Here is a 15,379-nt window from a genome sequence, read left to right on the forward strand (position 1 = left end):
ATATGACTGTTCGCATCGTCACCGACACTTCCTCCGGCTTACCCCAACACATCATCGACGAGCTCAACATCGCCGTCGTCGACCTGCATATTTTGGGGGATGAAGAAGAACGTTCCACCAGCGGCCTGACTTCGCTCGAATTGGCTGCAACATATGCTCGCCAGCTCGAGCGTGGTGGCGATGACGGAGTGATCGCACTCCACCTGTCCAAAGAGCTGTCGTCCACGTGGTCCTCGGCAGTTGCGGCTGCCGCAGTCTTCGACGACGCCGTCCGCGTGATCGATACGGGCACCGTCGGCATGGCGGTGGGAGCCGCGGCCATGGCGGCCGCCATGGTTGCCAAAGAAGGCGCAAGCCTCGACGAATGCGAACGCGTCGCCGAGGACACGCTGCGCCGGAGCCAAACGTGGGTGTACTTGCACCAGCTCGATGATTTACGCAAGAGCGGTCGCTTATCGACGACTACCACTGTCCTTTCCGCAGCACTGCTTGCCACCAAGCCGATCATGCAGATCAAGGGCGGCAAACTCGAGCTCGCGGGAAAGACCCGCACCCAGACCAAGGCATTTACGAAGCTCGTCGAACTCGTCATGGAGCATGCGAACAACCAGCCGGCCTTCGTTGCCGTTCAGCACGCAGACGCGGAGGAATCCGCTGATCTGTTAGAAGACATGCTCAACGAGGTGTTACCGAAGGGGTCGACAGTCCTAGTCACCGAGCTCAACGATGTGTTGTTCGTACACACCGGCCCGGGTGCTGTGGGAATTTCAGGCGTGTTCGCTGAAGATCCTGTGGAGAACCCAGCGAAATAAGCGCGCCGCATGCCCGATCGGGCACTTTATCCACAGCGATGAGAGCGACACGTCGGTCGTGGGCGATGTGCGATTTAGCCTGTGGGCATGAATGGAGTCAACGCGCTCGATCGGATTAAAGAACTCACCCGACCAACCGGGGAAGAAGACCTTCTCCAGGTGTCCTACCCAGCTCCCCGCTTCACGGTCTCTCTGAAACATGCGCTCATCGTGGCGGCTGTACTTCTTGTTGCTGTGGCGGTGTGGTTTGTTGCGCGCTCAAGTCCGGCGACCGAGGAACAGGTGGAGCAAGAACACGAGTGGGGCCAAGAGTGGGAGGCGGGCGCCGAGCCGACTGACGCGCCCGAAAGTGTCGTTGTCTCCGTTGTTGGAGAAGTAGAACACCCCGGCCTCGTCACGCTCAGCCAGGGTGCACGCGTCGCAGACGCGCTGGAGCAGGCGGTCCCACTGCCTAACGCGGATATCGTCACGCTGAATCAGGCTCAACTCTTAGTTGATGGGCAGCAACTACACGTGCTTCCCACGGGTGTGGCACCTGCGGTGGAACAGGGGCAAGTGGCAGCACCTGGAACAGGATTGATCTCGCTTAACTCCGCCGACGAGGCGGAGCTAATGGAGCTCGATGGGGTAGGCGAAACTACCGCTGCATCCATCATTGCTCATCGCGAGGAGATCGGGAGTTTTACCGAGCTCGAGCAGCTGCTCGATGTCAGCGGGATTGGTCCTGCAAAATTCGCCGCGATCAAAGACGAAGTCAGCCTCTGACTATTCGGTGGTAGTTGGTGCGGTTTCACCCGCAGAGCTTCCAGAGGAAATGTTGGACGATACGCCCTCAGCGCCACCAGGCATGACGGCGACGATGGCGAAAACCAGGGAGATGGCTGCGACAGCCAACTGCAGGACGTCTTTCAGTGCAAAATTTGGAAGATTAGGAATCTGAGGAAGCTGAAGCATGGCGGACCCTTTCAGGAAGCGGAAGGCTGACGTAGTTCTTACTCGCTCAATATAGCCCCCGAAAGAGATAAATCGTTACGTTCTTATGCAATTAGCCGACCGGTCTGCGCTGCTGAACACGGCCGCTGTGGATAACTGCCCAGGTAGATGACCTGTCACGGTAGTTATCCACAGAAAATTAAAGTCACCGCGAAATCAGGAAGTTAAGAATCTAGCCTGCGGGTATGAGCGAACTCCGTCTCGTCCCGCCAGCTGCCTTGGCCTGGGCAATGACCCTGTCCATCCTGCTTGGTGTGCCTTGGCTCGGCATTCTCTTGTCCCTGCTCGTGGTGTGTGCTGCAGGGTTCATGCGGGAATGGGGTCAAGCGGTGCTCACGGGCAGCGTCAGCGCGGTTGCGGCTGCGTTGACAATGCTGCGGCGGCGCGCTGCCGAAGCTTTTGAGTTTCCCGGTGAGACCGCAGCAACTGTTGCTACAGCTCCCACAGAGACATCCACAGGTGGCTGGTTGGTACGTGTGCGGGTCACTGGCTACCCGGCCGAAGTCCCGGTGTTCTCTGAGGCGGTGCCCGATGGACTTGTTACCGGCACCAGTGTCCTTGTCCACGGTGCCGTGAAAGAGTCCTCGCGCCCCGGGGTGGGTGGAGTCAGTATCAATGGAGATATCTCGGTGCTCGAGGGACCCGAGGGCTTCGATGCATTCGTCGCCTCTATTCGCGAAGCATTCCGCGTGTCTGTGGAAGCACATGTTTCAGAACATTCCCGGGGTTTAATCCCCGGCATGGTCTTAGGCGATACCTCGCTGCAATCAGCAGCCGAGCGGGATGTCTATATCGTCTCGGGCCTCAGCCACTTAAGCGCGGTTAGCGGTGCCAACGTGGCGATACTTGTTACGGCGGTTGTCCTCATCGCGCGCGCACTGCGGGCAGGGTTGTACACCCAAATCTGCTTGGCTGGGCTAGCGGTTGTCGTGTTTGCAGGAATCGTAGGTGCGGAGCCCAGCGTGCTACGAGCAACAATCACCGGATTAGTCGGGCTCGTTGCCGTACTAGCTTCGTCGCGCTCTGAGCCGATGCACGCTCTGTGTCTAGCTGTGATCAGTTTGGTGCTCCTCGACTCTGATCTCGCAGTTAACTACGGGTTTGCGCTCTCCGTTGCTGCCACGGTGGGCATCGTCGTCATGCATCCCTTCCTCTACCGCGCGCTTGCGCCCACGGGGTGGCCAGACATCCTCGTGCGCGCCCTGAGCGTGGCTGTTGCCGCGGACATTATGACCATGCCGATTATTTCTCTTATGACGGGGCAGGTCTCTCTGGTCTCGGTGGGTGCCAACGTGCTGGTGGCGGCAGCGACCGCCCCGGTGACCATTCTGGGTTTGCTCGCTGCGGTGCTGGCTGCGCTGCCCGGCGGGCTGGAAGTGGTGGTGTATCCGCTGATCCAGCCGTTTACCTGGTGGATCTACACGGTGGGGCACACTGCGGCCTCTTTTCCGCAGGCCACCATTGCCGCAACACCACTCGCCGTCGCGATCGGATACGGGTGGGTCATCGCTGGTTTTCTCTTTCGTCGCGCCGGGCTCACTTTGGGTGTGGCAGCGCTCGTGCTTATCGGCGCGGGAGTTGTGGGGCAGAACCGCGCACCTGAGGTAGAACTCGGGGACCTCGTGGCGCATGTCGTCGATACGCGAGACGACGTTGAGCCCGTACCACCCGGCACGGAACTTGTGGTCGTGCTGGACAACTCCGGGCGCAAAGCCTCGCGCGGGTCGCAGACCGCGGGAGGGATCCCGGTGATATTTCCGAATCGGGACGGGGAGGTCTCGCTGCACGTCGATGGCACTCAACACGCGGCCGATGGCAGGTTCTAGGCGGGGCTAGCCAACAGAGATATCCGGAGAGCCACTCACGATCAACATCCCGAGCGGAATCGATGTGTCTGAAGGGAAGGCGAGGTGCTCGGGTGTCGTGGTGATCGTGACATGTTGGCCGACGTAGGGTTCCCAGTCCATGGAGGTGTCGTGGGGTGTTGCGAGGCGGATCTTCTCAACAGACTCGGTATGAAAATCCCCGGCCTTGCTGGCAGTGACCTCTTGCGGGGAGTCCAGGACGAGCTGGATATATCCCGGGATGTCGGGTTCACCATTGGGAGTAGGGCGCCCGTTCATCGCCTCGACAGCTGTTTGATTAATGACGGTTCCGCTAAAGGTGATGGCATTCGCGGGAGTCGAGGTGTTTCCGGCGTTCTGGACAAAGCCCAGGTGGCTCGGATCGTTGGTATCGAACCATGAGAGCACGGCGTGATCGGGGTGACCCGCTTCAATCTGGTAGGAATCCTCGGTGCTGGGGACCAACTGGTCTCCGTGCAACTCGTATAACGTGTCCTTGCCGGTAGGCGAGATTGATTGCCAGGTCATCTCGTGTATGCCTGTGCCCGTGCGAGACGCTGCAACATCAGCGCGGCCGCCACCAGCTGACCGAGCACCGGCGATGAGGACATGCGGGGAGTGGATGAGCTCCCCGGAGGATTGGTCGATGGTAAACACCATGACAGGAGTAAATTCACGCCCGTTGACCTTGATCAATAGTTCAGGAGAGGAATCTCCGGTGGCTTCGACAACCGCGTAGGAATAGGTGCCGTCGGGTTCGTGCTCCGCCGACGAGTTCACCGGGTAGGCGGAAGGATCGGACAGGACAGCAGCGTAGATTTCTTCCGGATTCAGCGTTTCTGGGGCCTTTTCAGGTGCGGGAGTAGTCGTTTGAGTGATGGTGACGACCTTGATGGGTTCCTCACTGCTCGAGGGCGAACACGCGCTCGACGCAATGGACACTGCGCCGACGGTGAGGAAAGTAGCGAAGCGGCGAGAGGGTGTGCGCGGGCGGTCGTGGGCCATGGGTCTCCTCGAAATCCAGTTGTCGGCGTGTCCCAGGTGACTTTAACTACGGGAGGCATTAATTTCTGCATAATTGAAAATATTTACCAATAGTTCATGCGGGCGTGCACAGTCCTCGTGTCGAGAGGGGAGGCTAAACTTTAAGCATGCTTAATCCCGTTCACTTCGTCGTCGGAGAAGATACGTTCCTGCAGGAACGCGCCACGCAAATGATCATCGATCAGGCTGACCCGCGCGCGGACGTGAGCAAGTTCAAGGCCAGTGAAGTGACCGAGGGGGAGCTCCTGCAGGCAACCAGCCCCAGCCTGTTCGCCGAGGAACGCGTTGTGGTGATCACGCAGATGGAGGTTGCCAGCAAAGACACCACTCAGCTGGTGCTCGAATCCATGGTGAATCCAGCTCCCGGGATGACCATGATCGTCTGCCATTCGGGCGGGGGTCGGAATAAGGCCCTCGTCGCGAAGTTCAAAAAGGCCGGCGAAGTCCACGATGCGAGCCCCCTGAAATACGACAAACTGACCAAGTGGGTGGCGAATGAATTTCGTCGCTATAACGTCCGGCCAACCCCCGACGTGGTGGCGGCGCTGCAAGAGTCGGTGGGCTCGGATCTGCGTGAGCTCGCCTCGGCGGTGCAGCAGCTGGTGGAGGACAGCGACGGGGAACTCACCGTGGCTACCGTGCGTGCCTATTACACAGGTGTGGCGGAGGTTTCAGGATTCGATATCGCTGATGCCGCCATCCGCGGCGACGTCAACCGCGCGCTGGGATCTACGCGCCGGGCCCTGCAACTCGGAGTCAGTCCGGCCGCGATTTCGGCGGCGCTGGCGATGAAGGTGGGCGATATTGCCAAGCTCTACACCACGCGCGGGGACCCGGCGCAGATCGCGCGGACGGTGGGAATGCACCCCTATGGCGTGAAGCAGACCATGCAGATCGCGCGCGGCTGGTCGGGTGATGCGATTAGTCAGGCCGTGATCATCGTTGCGGATTTGGATGCCGAGGTGAAGGGCCAAGGCGGCGAACCCGAGTACGCGCTTGAGGATGCTGTCCGGCGCATTGCCAAATTGGCATGATAAATTTTTATCCTATGAGCACTAACAACGAGGTACCGGACGACGTTCAGGAATTCGCCACCAAATTATTCAACTTCGCCCGCAACGGCGATCTCACCCTTGCTGAATATATCGACCAGGGGGTCGATGTGAACATGAGCAACCAGGACGGAAACACCTTCCTCATGCTCGCGTCCTACTCTGGTCACGCGGAGCTGGTGGATGCACTCATCGCTCGCGGCGCCGATGTGAACAAGCACAACGATCGCCACCAAACCCCGCTGGCTGGTGTGATTTTCAAGAAGGAAGACGAGATCATCGACGCGCTGCTCGCCGCCGGGGCGGATCCGCGGTTCGGCATGCCGAATGCGATTGATACTGCGCGGATGTTCGGCCGCGAGGACCTTGTGGCCAAGTTCGAGAAGTGAACTTAGCTGACCTCGGGGCGATCGTATTAGTCAACATGGTCGGGGCGTTGACACCTGGCCCCGATATCGTCTTGATCACCCGCACGGCGACCAAGTCCCGCAAACATGCCCTCGCCACGACCGCAGGCATCCACGTCGGAGTGTTATTTTGGTGCACCCTGACCGTCCTCGGGGCGGCCGCACTTCTGCATGCCTTCCCGTGGATTTTAGAATTCGTGCAGATTATCGGCGGCGCATGGATCCTGTGGATGGGCATTTCCATGATCCGCGGTGGCATCAAGGAGCGCAACAACCCACCGGCAGACACCGAGGAGGCGGAAGCACGGTTGGGCAGTCTGCGCAGCGCATTCGTTAAGGGCTTGACGACGAATCTCTCCAACCCAAAGATCGTGCTGTTTTTGGCGGCTCTGGTTGCACCACTGCTGCCACCTGCGCCCTCGATCGGGGTAGCGGTGATCGTGATTGCTGCGCTGTTTTTCTCGTCGTTAATTATCTTTGTGACGTTGAGCCTGGTGATTTCCACTCAACGTGTCCGCCAGGCGCTGCTGCGAGCCGGACCGTACATTGACATCGCAGCGGGCCTGTTCTTCCTTGTGGCCAGCTTGTTCCTTTTCACCCGTGGGGTGACGGGGCTGCTGGAGATCTACTAATTACAGGTTGTTGAAGAAGGTGGCGACCTGCTGGCTCGCCGAAGGATCCGTGAACCAGGTGTGCCCACCGCCGTTGACGCGAACGACCTGAGTGGGTGCGGAGCAATTGTTGCGGTTGAACACAGTGGTGTTGCCGACCTCGCGTTGCGAGGAGGTGGTGGAGCAGCCGTTCTTATTCGCCATGGTGTTAAAGACCTGGGAGACCGATTGGTACGGTGCGCCATGGCGGGTTCCGCCGTTGTAGGCAACCGTATCGTCGTTAGTCCCATGCATGATCAGGGTGGGAACATTGCCGGCTGCGCAATTGGTGACGGTCGGGTTGTAGTAAGCGCCTGCTACACCTGCGACGCCAGCAACCAAATCCGGAGCGTGGCAGCCAAGCGCCAGCGCCATGCCGCCGCCGTTGGAGAGGCCGGTGGCGTAGATTTCGTGCTGGTTGACTCCGTAGCGGCTGACCAAGTCGTTGATGACGTTGCGGACGTAAGTCACGTCTCCGTTGACCGAGATGTTCGAGTAAGGTGCGCCGCCCCAGGCGTAAAGGTTGTCAGTCAACGATGCCTCAGCGTAAACCACCAGCGTGTTCGAGGCGAGGTAGTTTTCTAGCTTGGCGTAGCCCTGAGTTTGGGCAGCGCTGTGTTGCCAACCACCGAACATTAACACCACTTGGGTGGCGGTGCCTGGAGTAAACGAGTCCGGTACCGCGACCTTGTAGGTGCGGCCAGCGATGTTGTGAGTAAAGGTGGTGCGTGTATTGGCGGCTTCGGCGACCGCGCCGAGAGCGGACGACAGCTCTGACGATGCGTTTTGAGCGGTGGCGTGAGGCGCGAAGGCTGCACCTGAAAGGGCCAAGGCAAGTACGCCTGCGATCAGGCGTCGTGAAGTTTTCAGCACGATTCTAAAGCCTAAACTAAAAGCCGGTCTATCGCGCAGAATTCGCGATAAACCGGCTTTTAAAGTTCAAGCGTGACGCTTAATCCATCTTGTTCAGGGCCTTTGCCATGTTGGACTTCTTGTTAGCCGCGTTGTTGCGGTGGAAGACGCCCTTGGTGACAGCCTTGTCCAGCTGACGGGAAGCAACGCGCAGCTGGGTCTCAGCTGCTGCCTTGTCGCCGCCTTCAACGGTCTCGCGGAACTTACGCAGCTCGGTGCGGACAGCGGAACGGACGGACTTGTTGCGCAGACGACGCTTCTCGTTGGTGAGAACGCGCTTCTGCTGCTGCTTGATGTTTGCCATGAAGATACCTCTTGAATATCGATGTTGAATGAACCAGTCGATCTACCCACGAAGGGATTGCTGCACCAGCATTTTTAAGACGCGAACCCAAGGTCCTGCCCGCGTTGCTGGTGCACCCTTGAAGAAAGTGGGTGTGAACAACACGTCGACTTTAGCAGGTGGGTTACTGCGGATCCAAAAAAGTCTTTCTCGCCTCCGTCGGTGTTAACGAAGTATGCCGTGCGAAGTACTTGACGAAGTTGCTCGCATCATCGAATCCCAGCTGGGCACCGATGCGGGCGATGGGCTCGTCGCTATGCGCGAGCAGGCGTTTCGCCTCCAGGATAACGCGCCTGTCAATGAACTCTTTGGCACTGACACCGACGGCTGCATGAGTGGCGCGAGTCAGGGTCCGCGGCGAGTACAGCAAAAGTTTGGCGTAGTAGGCCACATCGCGGTGCTCGGCGAAATCCCGCTCGACCGCGTTGCGCAATTCCATAAAGATCGGCTCGTGAGCACGGTGGGGAGTGCTGGCTGGCTTGTCAATATTTCCCAGCCGCAGCAGCAGGGCACTCAGGAGGTGCACAAGAATCGCTGACCTCACCTTCGCGGGCGTTGCGTCGAGCTCGAATTCGCAGCGCAGATGGTCGACGGCATGGGTCAAGGCACGGGTGTCGTCGCCAATTGGGTTCAACAGGGTGGGGCCGAAAGGGTTGTCGATAGCTAGCTGGGCGGCAAGCTGAGGCGCAAGAGTCGAGGAAGGGAACATAACGACGACTCCCTCTGCCTGGTCGAGCCCGCGGAATTGTTGCACTTGGCCCGGGCGGACCCAAAGCCACATTCCTTCCGAGACGGCGTAGTCGCGGAAGTCCACCATGTGCCACAAAACCCCGGAGGTGACGGTGAGCAGCAGGTGGAAATCCGGCCGCTGAGGGCGGTGGGCAGCAGGATTCGTGGTCATGCGCTGAGCCAAGGTGGCAAGGGAAATGACCTCTACGCCGGAGTCGTCGGGGTGGGCGGGTGTGTAGAGGATCTCGCGGATGTCGTCTAGTCCGTTTTTTACCATTATGCGTCCCGAGGATACCTCGTTTGTGGCCCGCTTCAGGGATAGCTTTAAGAATCAAGACAGCAAAGAGACACTGAAGGAGAATCCCATGAACGATCGTATTCAACTCACTTACGCATTCGACGCCTACTGCGGCTGGTGCTACGGCTTCGGCCCCAGCCTGCGGAAGTTCGCCGCGGACAATGCTGATCGGGTTGATATCAAGGTTCTGTCGGGAGGCCTGTTCGCTGGCCCGCGTGCCGGAGCCATTGGCGCGTACCCACATATCCCAGGTGCAAACGCGCGCATTGCAGCACTGACCGGGGTCGAGTTCGGCGAGTCCTATAACGAGGTCCTAGAAAAGGGCGAGTTCGTGATGGACTCCACTGATCCGGCGATTGGGTTGGTGGCTCTGCGTCGCCAGGTGCCTGAGCGTGCGGTGGAAATTGCCGGAGCCATCCAGCGGGCGTGGTACTTCGCCGGCGCCGATCTCGGTGACGTGGAGGTTTACCGCTCGATCGCGACCGAGTTTGGTCTGGACGCTGACCAGGTGGCTGCTGACTTCGCCAAGCCTGAAACTCAGGAGGAAGCCCTAGAAGACTTCCGCCAACTGCGAGAGATGGGCGTTGATTCTTACCCCACACTTTTGCTGCACACCGAAAGTGGCACGCACCGCCTCGGTGGTCCAACAACGAAGCCGGAGGCGCTGACCGCTGCTTTGGACCAGCACCTCAGCGCGAAGAATGCAGTGCAGAACTAAGCCCAACGGAAGGTAGCGCGCAGGCGGTTTGCTACCACCTCGAAACGCGACCGAGGGAAGAGAATACCGCGCCGACTGACCTGGGTTTCGGGGACGACGATGGTTTTGTCCAGCCGCAGCCAACACTGCTCGGCGTTAGTATCCCATTCGCCATTGCCAATCTCGAGCCACTCGGATTTGTTGGCGTGGCCCTTATGGGAGGAAATGAGCAGGCCCAAGACGTTTTGCATATTCCGCCCGATAACCAACATGGAGCGCTCCTGGGGTGGCGATGACGGCACCGTCACCCATACGACTTCCCCTGGTTCCGCATACCCGTCCAGGTCCGGGGAGTAATAAATCGAGCGTGCGAGATGCTCAGTTGGATCAACCTGCAGCGCTGCGGCCACGCTATGAGTCTGTTTCGTGGCGGTGATGCCAAGGCGTTGATTAAGCTGTGTCAGGCCCTGATCAAGCGCAGTGAGTTTATTCGCCCTGGCGTTGGCGCGTTCCTCAGCGCGTTCTTTTCGCGCTGCGCGACGCTGCGATACACGTCCGTTGGACTTGTCTGGTTGGCTGCCCGCCGTGCCTTCCGGGGTGGAGTTGCGGCGCGGGCGAAAGATACTCATAGTCGTTCTTTTCGCGTTGCGTTTGGTGCTTGTGGGACATGCTAATGGTGACTAACCGTAGTGAGTTTATGCTATCAGATTCAATCGATCGAAAGTACTAGATGGGCAGAGCGTGAGCGTGGACTGGCACCCTGTCAAAAAAGCGAATAATTAGCTTTTATGCATGCCAAATCGAAAGATTTCATGGTCGGCAATTTGGGCTCAGATTTCGGCTCAGATTTGGGTGGTGCAGTGCCGGTGTGCGAGTTGGATTACCGGGTTCAGAAATATCGCCTTCCTTGGGTAGAGTAGGAAAGGTTAATTACTAGAAGGGACCCGTGCGGCTATGGCAAAAAAGTTTGAAAATTTCGCCGAGACTACGTTTACGGATCCTGCTCGGATTCGTAACTTCTGCATTATCGCCCACATCGACCACGGTAAGTCCACCTTGGCTGATCGCATTCTGCAGCTCTCCAACGTCATCGATGCGCGCGATATGCGTGACCAGTACCTGGACAACATGGATATCGAGCGTGAGCGCGGAATCACCATCAAGGCGCAAAACGTGCGCCTGCCGTGGGTGCCTCGCTCCGGCGAATTCGAGGGCGAGCAGATCGTCCTGCAGATGATCGATACCCCAGGACACGTCGACTTTTCCTATGAAGTTTCCCGCGCGCTCGAAGCGTGTGAAGGCGCCATTTTACTTGTCGATGCTGCTCAGGGCATCGAAGCGCAGACCTTGGCCAACCTCTACATGGCCATTGACAAAGGCCTGGAAATCATCCCCGTGCTGAACAAGATCGACCTGCCTGCAGCCGATCCTGAAAAGTACGCGTTTGAGATCGCCAACATTATCGGCTGCGAGCCAGAAGAGGTGCTGCGCGTCTCCGGTAAGACTGGCCAGGGTGTTGAAGAGCTGCTCGACAAAGTCGTCGAGATGGTGCCACCGCCGGAGTCTCCCAACGGTGCGGATGCCCCCGCTCGCGCAATGATCTTTGACTCGGTCTACGACACCTACCGAGGTGTGGTGACTTACATTCGTATGGTCGACGGAGAGCTGCGCCAAGGCGAGAAGCTCCACATGATGAACACCGGTACCAACCTGGAGCTGCTGGAAATCGGCGTGGTCTCACCGACCGCGAAGAAGGTCAAGGGACTCGGCCCCGGCGAGGTCGGCTACCTGATCACTGGTGTGAAGGATGTCCGTGAAACCAAGGTCGGCGACACCGTCACTTCCTTGACCAAGGGCGCGACCGAGCCACTGCAGGGCTACGAAGACGTCAAGCCGATGGTCTACTCAGGGCTGTTCCCTGTGTCCCAGGAAGATTTCCCCGTGCTGCGTGAATCCCTGGAAAAGCTCCAGCTCAACGACGCCTCGCTGACCTGGGAGCCAGAGACTTCTGTCGCGCTGGGCTTCGGTTTCCGCTGTGGCTTCCTCGGCCTGTTGCACATGGAAATCACCCGAGACCGCCTCGAGCGCGAATTCGATCTCGATCTCATCTCCACCGCCCCTTCGGTGACCTACCGCGTGATTGCGGAGGATGGCGAGGAAAAGTACGTGCACAACCCTTCGGATTGGCCGGGCGGCAAGCTCCGCGAGATCTACGAACCGATTGTGAACATGACCATCATCGTTCCTTCCGAGTTCGTCGGCCCTACCATGGAACTCTGCCAGCAGAAGCGCGGCCAGATCAAGAACATGGACTACTTGTCGGAAGATCGCGTCGAGCTGCGCTATGTCATGCCGCTCGGCGAGATTATCTTCGACTTTTTCGACATGCTGAAGTCGCGCACCAAGGGCTATGCCTCGCTGAACTACGAAGAAGCAGGCGAGCAGGAAGCCGACCTGGTCAAGGTGGACATTCTGCTTCAGGGTGAGCCGGTGGATGCCTTCTCGGCGATCGTGCACCGCGATAACGCTCAGTGGTACGGCAACAAGATGACGAAGAAGCTCAAAGAGCTCATCCCGCGTCAGCAGTTCGAGGTGCCCATCCAGGCGGCGATCAACTCGAAGATCATTGCACGTGAGAATATTCGCGCGCTGCGCAAGGACGTGTTGTCCAAGTGCTACGGCGGCGATATTTCGCGTAAGCGCAAGCTGCTGGAAAAGCAGAAGGCCGGTAAGAAGCGCATGAAGAATATCGGTTCTGTGACCGTGCCACAAGAGGCCTTCGTTGCGGCGCTGTCCACGGACGAAGAATAAAGCGAGGAATAAGTAGCTAGAACCGGCCCTCGTACGTGTACACGTGCGCGGGACGCGGGTTGGAAGGATCCGGCACGGGCAACCGCGCCGGCTTTACCGCCCCGGTTTCTGCTGCCCGCTCCCGTGCCCACGGCACAGCGCGGGCATCCAGTAGGTCTGCCACGGCCACGGAATCTGGCACTTCAGAAGCACCACGAGCCCGCAGCGACGCAGCGGTATGCGCAATCTCGTCTGGTGCCAGCCCTTGGTGGAGCTTCCACTTCCCGGTTACCGAGGTGATCTCGATGTCCACGGCGACCAACGCACCCAGCACTCCATTGACCAGCTGTGGATCCGAGTGCGTGCCCACGCGCCACGTATCGTCAAACTGGCTCTTCCGGATCCGGAGTGCGTAGCGGGGATGCTGCGGTGATGCGGTGAGGCACAAGATGTAGGGGTCCTGGGGGTGTGAGGATTGCGGGGCGGTGTTCCAGGAGACGCCGAGTCCTTCGGCGACGCGGGCCATGGACAGGTGCTGGACCACGATGCCGACCAGCCCCCAGCGCAGCCCGGCGCGGGAGATCTTGGCCCGTGGCTCGGCCGCGGCGGTGGTGTCCTGACGCCACACGTGCGCGCACTCGGTGCACCGGTACCGGCGCACGGTCAGCAGCAGCGTGGTGGGGCGCCACCCGAACGGCTCGTGCGCCAGCTCCTGTGTCACGGTGTCGCGCGGGACGCCCTGGCAGCCGCACCGCCGGCACCAGTCGTCCGGCTCGACGACCCGGCAGGCGAGCACGGTGCGGTCGGGCTCGAGCAGCTGGGCGGTGACCTCCAGGCCGAGGACGTCCAGACGGGTGAAGGTGGTCAGGTCGGGGGGCGTGATGGTAGCATCGGGCACGTCGAGGTCTTTCGGATGGCTGCGTGTAGGAACCTCCATCTTCGGAAGACCTCGACACCTACCTACAGAAAGGCAACAGTTTCCATGACCACCAAGAACCGCGCCGTGGTATTCCACGGCATCAAGGACGTGCGCGTCGACGAGCTGGACTTCCCCAAGCTGGAGATGCCCGACGGCTCCGCCGCCCCGCACGGCGTCATCCTCAAGATCGTCGCCACCAACATCTGCGGCAGCGACCTGCACATCTACCGCGGGTCCTTCCCCGTGCCCGAGGGCATGGTGCTGGGTCACGAGATGACCGGCCAGGTGCTGGAGGTCGGCCGCGACGTCCAGTTCCTGAAGGAGGGTGACCTCGTCTCCGTGCCGTTCAACGTGGCCTGCGGCCGCTGCCGCAACTGCCGCGCCGGCCGCACCGAGGTGTGTGAGACCGCCAACCCGGAGCAGGCGTGCGCCGCCTACGGCTTCAATCTGGGCGATTTCCAGGGCGGACAGGCCGAGTACCTGTTCGTGCCGTACGCCGACTTCCAGCTGCTGCGCTTCCCGGACCAGGAGCAGGCTATGGAGAAGATCCTGGATCTGGCCGTGCTCTCGGACATCCTCCCCACGGCGTTCCACGGTCTCATGGAGGCCGGCGCCAAGCCCGGCTCCACCGTCTACATCGCCGGTGCCGGCCCCGTGGGCCGGTGCGCCGCGGCTGCCGCTCGGCTGCTGGGCGCCTCGTGCATCATTGTGGGCGACCAGGACGCCTCGCGGCTGGAGCTGGTACGCAAGCACGGCTGCGAGACTATCGACCTCTCCGCCACGGAGAACCTGCAGGACGCCGTGAACGACATCCTCGGCGAGCCGATGGTGGACTGCGCGGTGGACTGCGTCGGCTCCGAGGCCCACGGCCTGGGCTCCGCGGCCGATGAGATGCAGCCGATCGCCGCCGTGAACCAGGTCCTGGACATCACCCGTCCGGGCGGAGCCACGGGCATCATCGGCATCTACGGGCCGGACCCGATCGCGGAGACGAAGGCCGAGCAGGAGGGCACCTTCCCGGTGGACTTCGGCAAGGCCTGGATCAAGTCGCCCCACATCATCGGCGGCCAGGCGCCCATCATGCGCTACAACCGCGAGCTGATGATGTCGATCCTGTGGGACCGGATGCCGTACCTGACGGAGATGGTCAACCCGCGCGTGATCAGCCTGGACGAGGCACCCCAGGCCTACGCGGAGTTCGACCAGGGCTCCGTGGAGAAGTTCGTCATCGACCCCCACGGGATGATCGCCCGCTGAGCGACGCCGCCTGTTTCGTCAGGCTCAGTCTGGGTGGTTCTCCACCGCACCGCGCACTCCGCCAAAGTGGGGTGCGCGGTGCCGCATGGGTGCCAGGTCCGCTCTGGCGGCGTCGTCACGATGCCCAACAAGGTGCTGTTGCAAACTTCAGGCGGAGAGCCGTGACGACCCAGTCTTCATCCTCTGATGCTCGCTGCGGGTCGGCGTTCTCAGGCAGCCTCGAACACCCGGCTGACGATCACCGCATCCGGGTTCGGTTGCCCGTAGGCAAACATCGCGCCCTGGCCTTTCCGCAATGAGTGCATCGACTCCATCCCTTTCAACGTCCGATATGCAGATGTCCGGTTCTTAAACGCGCCTTTCGGCCCGAAGATCCGCTTCAGCCGACCATGGTCGCCTTCCAGGATGTTGTTGAGGTATTTCACCTGCCGGTGTTCCACTGTTGGCGGGCAGATTCCCTCTGACTTCAACTCGGCGATTGCCCTGACTAGGGAGGGTGCTTTATCGGTGTTGATCACTCTGGGATACCCGGCTGACGCATTGGATCTGAGGGCCTTGGCCAGGAAACGCTTCGCTGCGGCCACGTTCCGCTTCGGAGAGAGGTAAAAGTCCAGGGTCTGGCCACCGGCGGT

The 15,379-nt window shown here is 60.2% G+C and carries 16 protein-coding genes and 1 pseudogene; 9 read left to right on the top strand and 8 right to left on the bottom strand.

The window, feature by feature from the left end; translation table 11 throughout:
- Positions 1–2 precede the first annotated feature (2 nt).
- Together A37O_RS0105070 and A37O_RS0105075 are read left to right on the top strand one after the other, a co-directional pair.
- Positions 3–812: a DegV family protein gene (locus A37O_RS0105070; RefSeq protein ID WP_026196162.1), complete on the top strand. Its 810-nt coding sequence runs from the start codon at positions 3–5 to the stop codon at positions 810–812.
- An 87-nt stretch (positions 813–899) separates the two neighbouring features.
- Positions 900–1,577 carry a ComEA family DNA-binding protein gene (locus A37O_RS0105075; protein ID WP_018296412.1) on the top strand — a complete coding sequence of 226 codons (678 nt, stop codon included), beginning with the start codon at positions 900–902 and terminating at the stop codon, positions 1,575–1,577.
- Here A37O_RS0105075 and A37O_RS0105080 read toward each other — a convergent pair whose 3' ends face one another.
- Positions 1,578–1,766 (bottom strand): hypothetical protein, encoded by a 189-nt coding sequence (locus A37O_RS0105080; RefSeq protein WP_018296413.1) that lies wholly within the window; start codon positions 1,764–1,766, stop codon positions 1,578–1,580.
- A gap of 224 nt (positions 1,767–1,990) precedes the next feature.
- Between A37O_RS0105080 and A37O_RS0105085 the strand changes: the two genes are divergently transcribed.
- Positions 1,991–3,631, top strand: a complete 1,641-nt coding sequence (locus A37O_RS0105085; RefSeq protein ID WP_018296414.1) for a ComEC/Rec2 family competence protein — start codon at positions 1,991–1,993, stop codon at positions 3,629–3,631.
- Between the two features lie 6 nt (positions 3,632–3,637).
- Here A37O_RS0105085 and A37O_RS14710 read toward each other — a convergent pair whose 3' ends face one another.
- Positions 3,638–4,654, bottom strand: a complete 1,017-nt coding sequence (locus A37O_RS14710; RefSeq protein WP_018296415.1) for a hypothetical protein — start codon at positions 4,652–4,654, stop codon at positions 3,638–3,640.
- A 146-nt stretch (positions 4,655–4,800) separates the two neighbouring features.
- On the opposite strand from A37O_RS14710, the gene holA reads away from it, so the two are divergent.
- Genes holA through A37O_RS0105105 form a run of 3 tightly spaced genes read left to right on the top strand, consistent with a single transcriptional unit; the run spans position 4,801 to position 6,784 of the window.
- The gene (holA, locus tag A37O_RS0105095; RefSeq protein ID WP_018296416.1) at positions 4,801–5,727 is read left to right on the top strand and encodes a DNA polymerase III subunit delta; all 927 of its coding nucleotides are present in this window, start codon (positions 4,801–4,803) and stop codon (positions 5,725–5,727) included.
- A gap of 14 nt (positions 5,728–5,741) precedes the next feature.
- Positions 5,742–6,134: an ankyrin repeat domain-containing protein gene (locus A37O_RS0105100; protein WP_018296417.1), complete on the top strand. Its 393-nt coding sequence runs from the start codon at positions 5,742–5,744 to the stop codon at positions 6,132–6,134.
- The gene (locus A37O_RS0105105) at positions 6,131–6,784 is read left to right on the top strand and encodes a LysE family translocator (protein ID WP_018296418.1); all 654 of its coding nucleotides are present in this window, start codon (positions 6,131–6,133) and stop codon (positions 6,782–6,784) included. The genes A37O_RS0105100 and A37O_RS0105105 overlap by 4 nt, the downstream gene beginning before the upstream one ends.
- Here the strand turns inward: A37O_RS0105105 and A37O_RS0105110 are convergent, their stop codons facing one another.
- From A37O_RS0105110 to A37O_RS0105120, 3 genes are all read right to left on the bottom strand, one after another.
- Complete coding sequence (locus A37O_RS0105110) at positions 6,785–7,675, bottom strand: CE1 family esterase (RefSeq protein ID WP_018296419.1); 891 nt, start codon at positions 7,673–7,675, stop codon at positions 6,785–6,787.
- Positions 7,676–7,754: 79 nt separating this feature from the next.
- Entirely contained in the window at positions 7,755–8,018 is a 264-nt protein-coding gene (rpsT, locus tag A37O_RS0105115) for a 30S ribosomal protein S20 (protein WP_018296420.1), read from the bottom strand.
- A gap of 163 nt (positions 8,019–8,181) precedes the next feature.
- Positions 8,182–9,063, bottom strand: a complete 882-nt coding sequence (locus A37O_RS0105120) for a helix-turn-helix domain-containing protein (RefSeq protein WP_018296421.1) — start codon at positions 9,061–9,063, stop codon at positions 8,182–8,184.
- Positions 9,064–9,151: 88 nt separating this feature from the next.
- Here A37O_RS0105120 and A37O_RS0105125 point away from each other — a divergent pair, with 88 nt between their 5' ends.
- Positions 9,152–9,802 (top strand): DsbA family protein, encoded by a 651-nt coding sequence (locus tag A37O_RS0105125; protein ID WP_018296422.1) that lies wholly within the window; start codon positions 9,152–9,154, stop codon positions 9,800–9,802.
- On the opposite strand, the gene A37O_RS0105130 is transcribed toward A37O_RS0105125, so the two are convergent.
- On the bottom strand, positions 9,799–10,410 hold the full coding sequence (locus A37O_RS0105130) for a type II toxin-antitoxin system PemK/MazF family toxin (RefSeq protein ID WP_018296423.1): 612 nt from the start codon (positions 10,408–10,410) through the stop codon (positions 9,799–9,801). The two genes, A37O_RS0105125 and A37O_RS0105130, sit on opposite strands and share 4 nt — an antisense overlap.
- Positions 10,411–10,735: 325 nt before the next feature.
- Here A37O_RS0105130 and lepA point away from each other — a divergent pair, with 325 nt between their 5' ends.
- Positions 10,736–12,592, top strand: a complete 1,857-nt coding sequence (lepA, locus tag A37O_RS0105135) for a translation elongation factor 4 (RefSeq protein WP_018296424.1) — start codon at positions 10,736–10,738, stop codon at positions 12,590–12,592.
- A 460-nt stretch (positions 12,593–13,052) separates the two neighbouring features.
- Here the strand turns inward: lepA and A37O_RS14715 are convergent.
- A pseudogene (locus A37O_RS14715) lies at positions 13,053–13,469 on the bottom strand (transposase family protein); the annotation flags it as partial.
- An 84-nt stretch (positions 13,470–13,553) separates the two neighbouring features.
- Here A37O_RS14715 and A37O_RS0105145 point away from each other — a divergent pair.
- Positions 13,554–14,747: an alcohol dehydrogenase catalytic domain-containing protein gene (locus A37O_RS0105145; RefSeq protein ID WP_018296426.1), complete on the top strand. Its 1,194-nt coding sequence runs from the start codon at positions 13,554–13,556 to the stop codon at positions 14,745–14,747.
- Positions 14,748–14,956: 209 nt separating this feature from the next.
- On the opposite strand, the gene A37O_RS0105150 is transcribed toward A37O_RS0105145, so the two are convergent.
- On the bottom strand, positions 14,957–15,379 hold a 423-nt coding region (locus A37O_RS0105150), incomplete at its 5' end, for a DDE-type integrase/transposase/recombinase (RefSeq protein ID WP_018296427.1).

Source organism: Corynebacterium lubricantis DSM 45231 (assembly GCF_000379425.1).
GTDB lineage: Bacteria > Actinomycetota > Actinomycetes > Mycobacteriales > Mycobacteriaceae > Corynebacterium > Corynebacterium lubricantis.

Bases quoted from the DNA above. Each gene is read 5' to 3' on its own strand.
- A37O_RS0105070 (WP_026196162.1), top strand. From the start codon at position 3: ATGACTGTTCGCATCGTCACCGACACTTCCTCCGGCTTACCCCAACAC.
- A37O_RS0105075 (WP_018296412.1), top strand. From the start codon at position 900: ATGAATGGAGTCAACGCGCTCGATCGGATTAAAGAACTCACCCGACCA.
- A37O_RS0105080 (WP_018296413.1), bottom strand. From the start codon at position 1,766: ATGCTTCAGCTTCCTCAGATTCCTAATCTTCCAAATTTTGCACTGAAA.
- A37O_RS0105085 (WP_018296414.1), top strand. From the start codon at position 1,991: ATGAGCGAACTCCGTCTCGTCCCGCCAGCTGCCTTGGCCTGGGCAATG.
- A37O_RS14710 (WP_018296415.1), bottom strand. From the start codon at position 4,654: ATGGCCCACGACCGCCCGCGCACACCCTCTCGCCGCTTCGCTACTTTC.
- holA (WP_018296416.1), top strand. From the start codon at position 4,801: ATGCTTAATCCCGTTCACTTCGTCGTCGGAGAAGATACGTTCCTGCAG.
- A37O_RS0105100 (WP_018296417.1), top strand. From the start codon at position 5,742: ATGAGCACTAACAACGAGGTACCGGACGACGTTCAGGAATTCGCCACC.
- rpsT (WP_018296420.1), bottom strand. From the start codon at position 8,018: ATGGCAAACATCAAGCAGCAGCAGAAGCGCGTTCTCACCAACGAGAAG.
- A37O_RS0105120 (WP_018296421.1), bottom strand. From the start codon at position 9,063: ATGGTAAAAAACGGACTAGACGACATCCGCGAGATCCTCTACACACCC.
- A37O_RS0105125 (WP_018296422.1), top strand. From the start codon at position 9,152: ATGAACGATCGTATTCAACTCACTTACGCATTCGACGCCTACTGCGGC.
- A37O_RS0105130 (WP_018296423.1), bottom strand. From the start codon at position 10,410: ATGAGTATCTTTCGCCCGCGCCGCAACTCCACCCCGGAAGGCACGGCG.
- lepA (WP_018296424.1), top strand. From the start codon at position 10,736: ATGGCAAAAAAGTTTGAAAATTTCGCCGAGACTACGTTTACGGATCCT.
- A37O_RS0105145 (WP_018296426.1), top strand. From the start codon at position 13,554: ATGACCACCAAGAACCGCGCCGTGGTATTCCACGGCATCAAGGACGTG.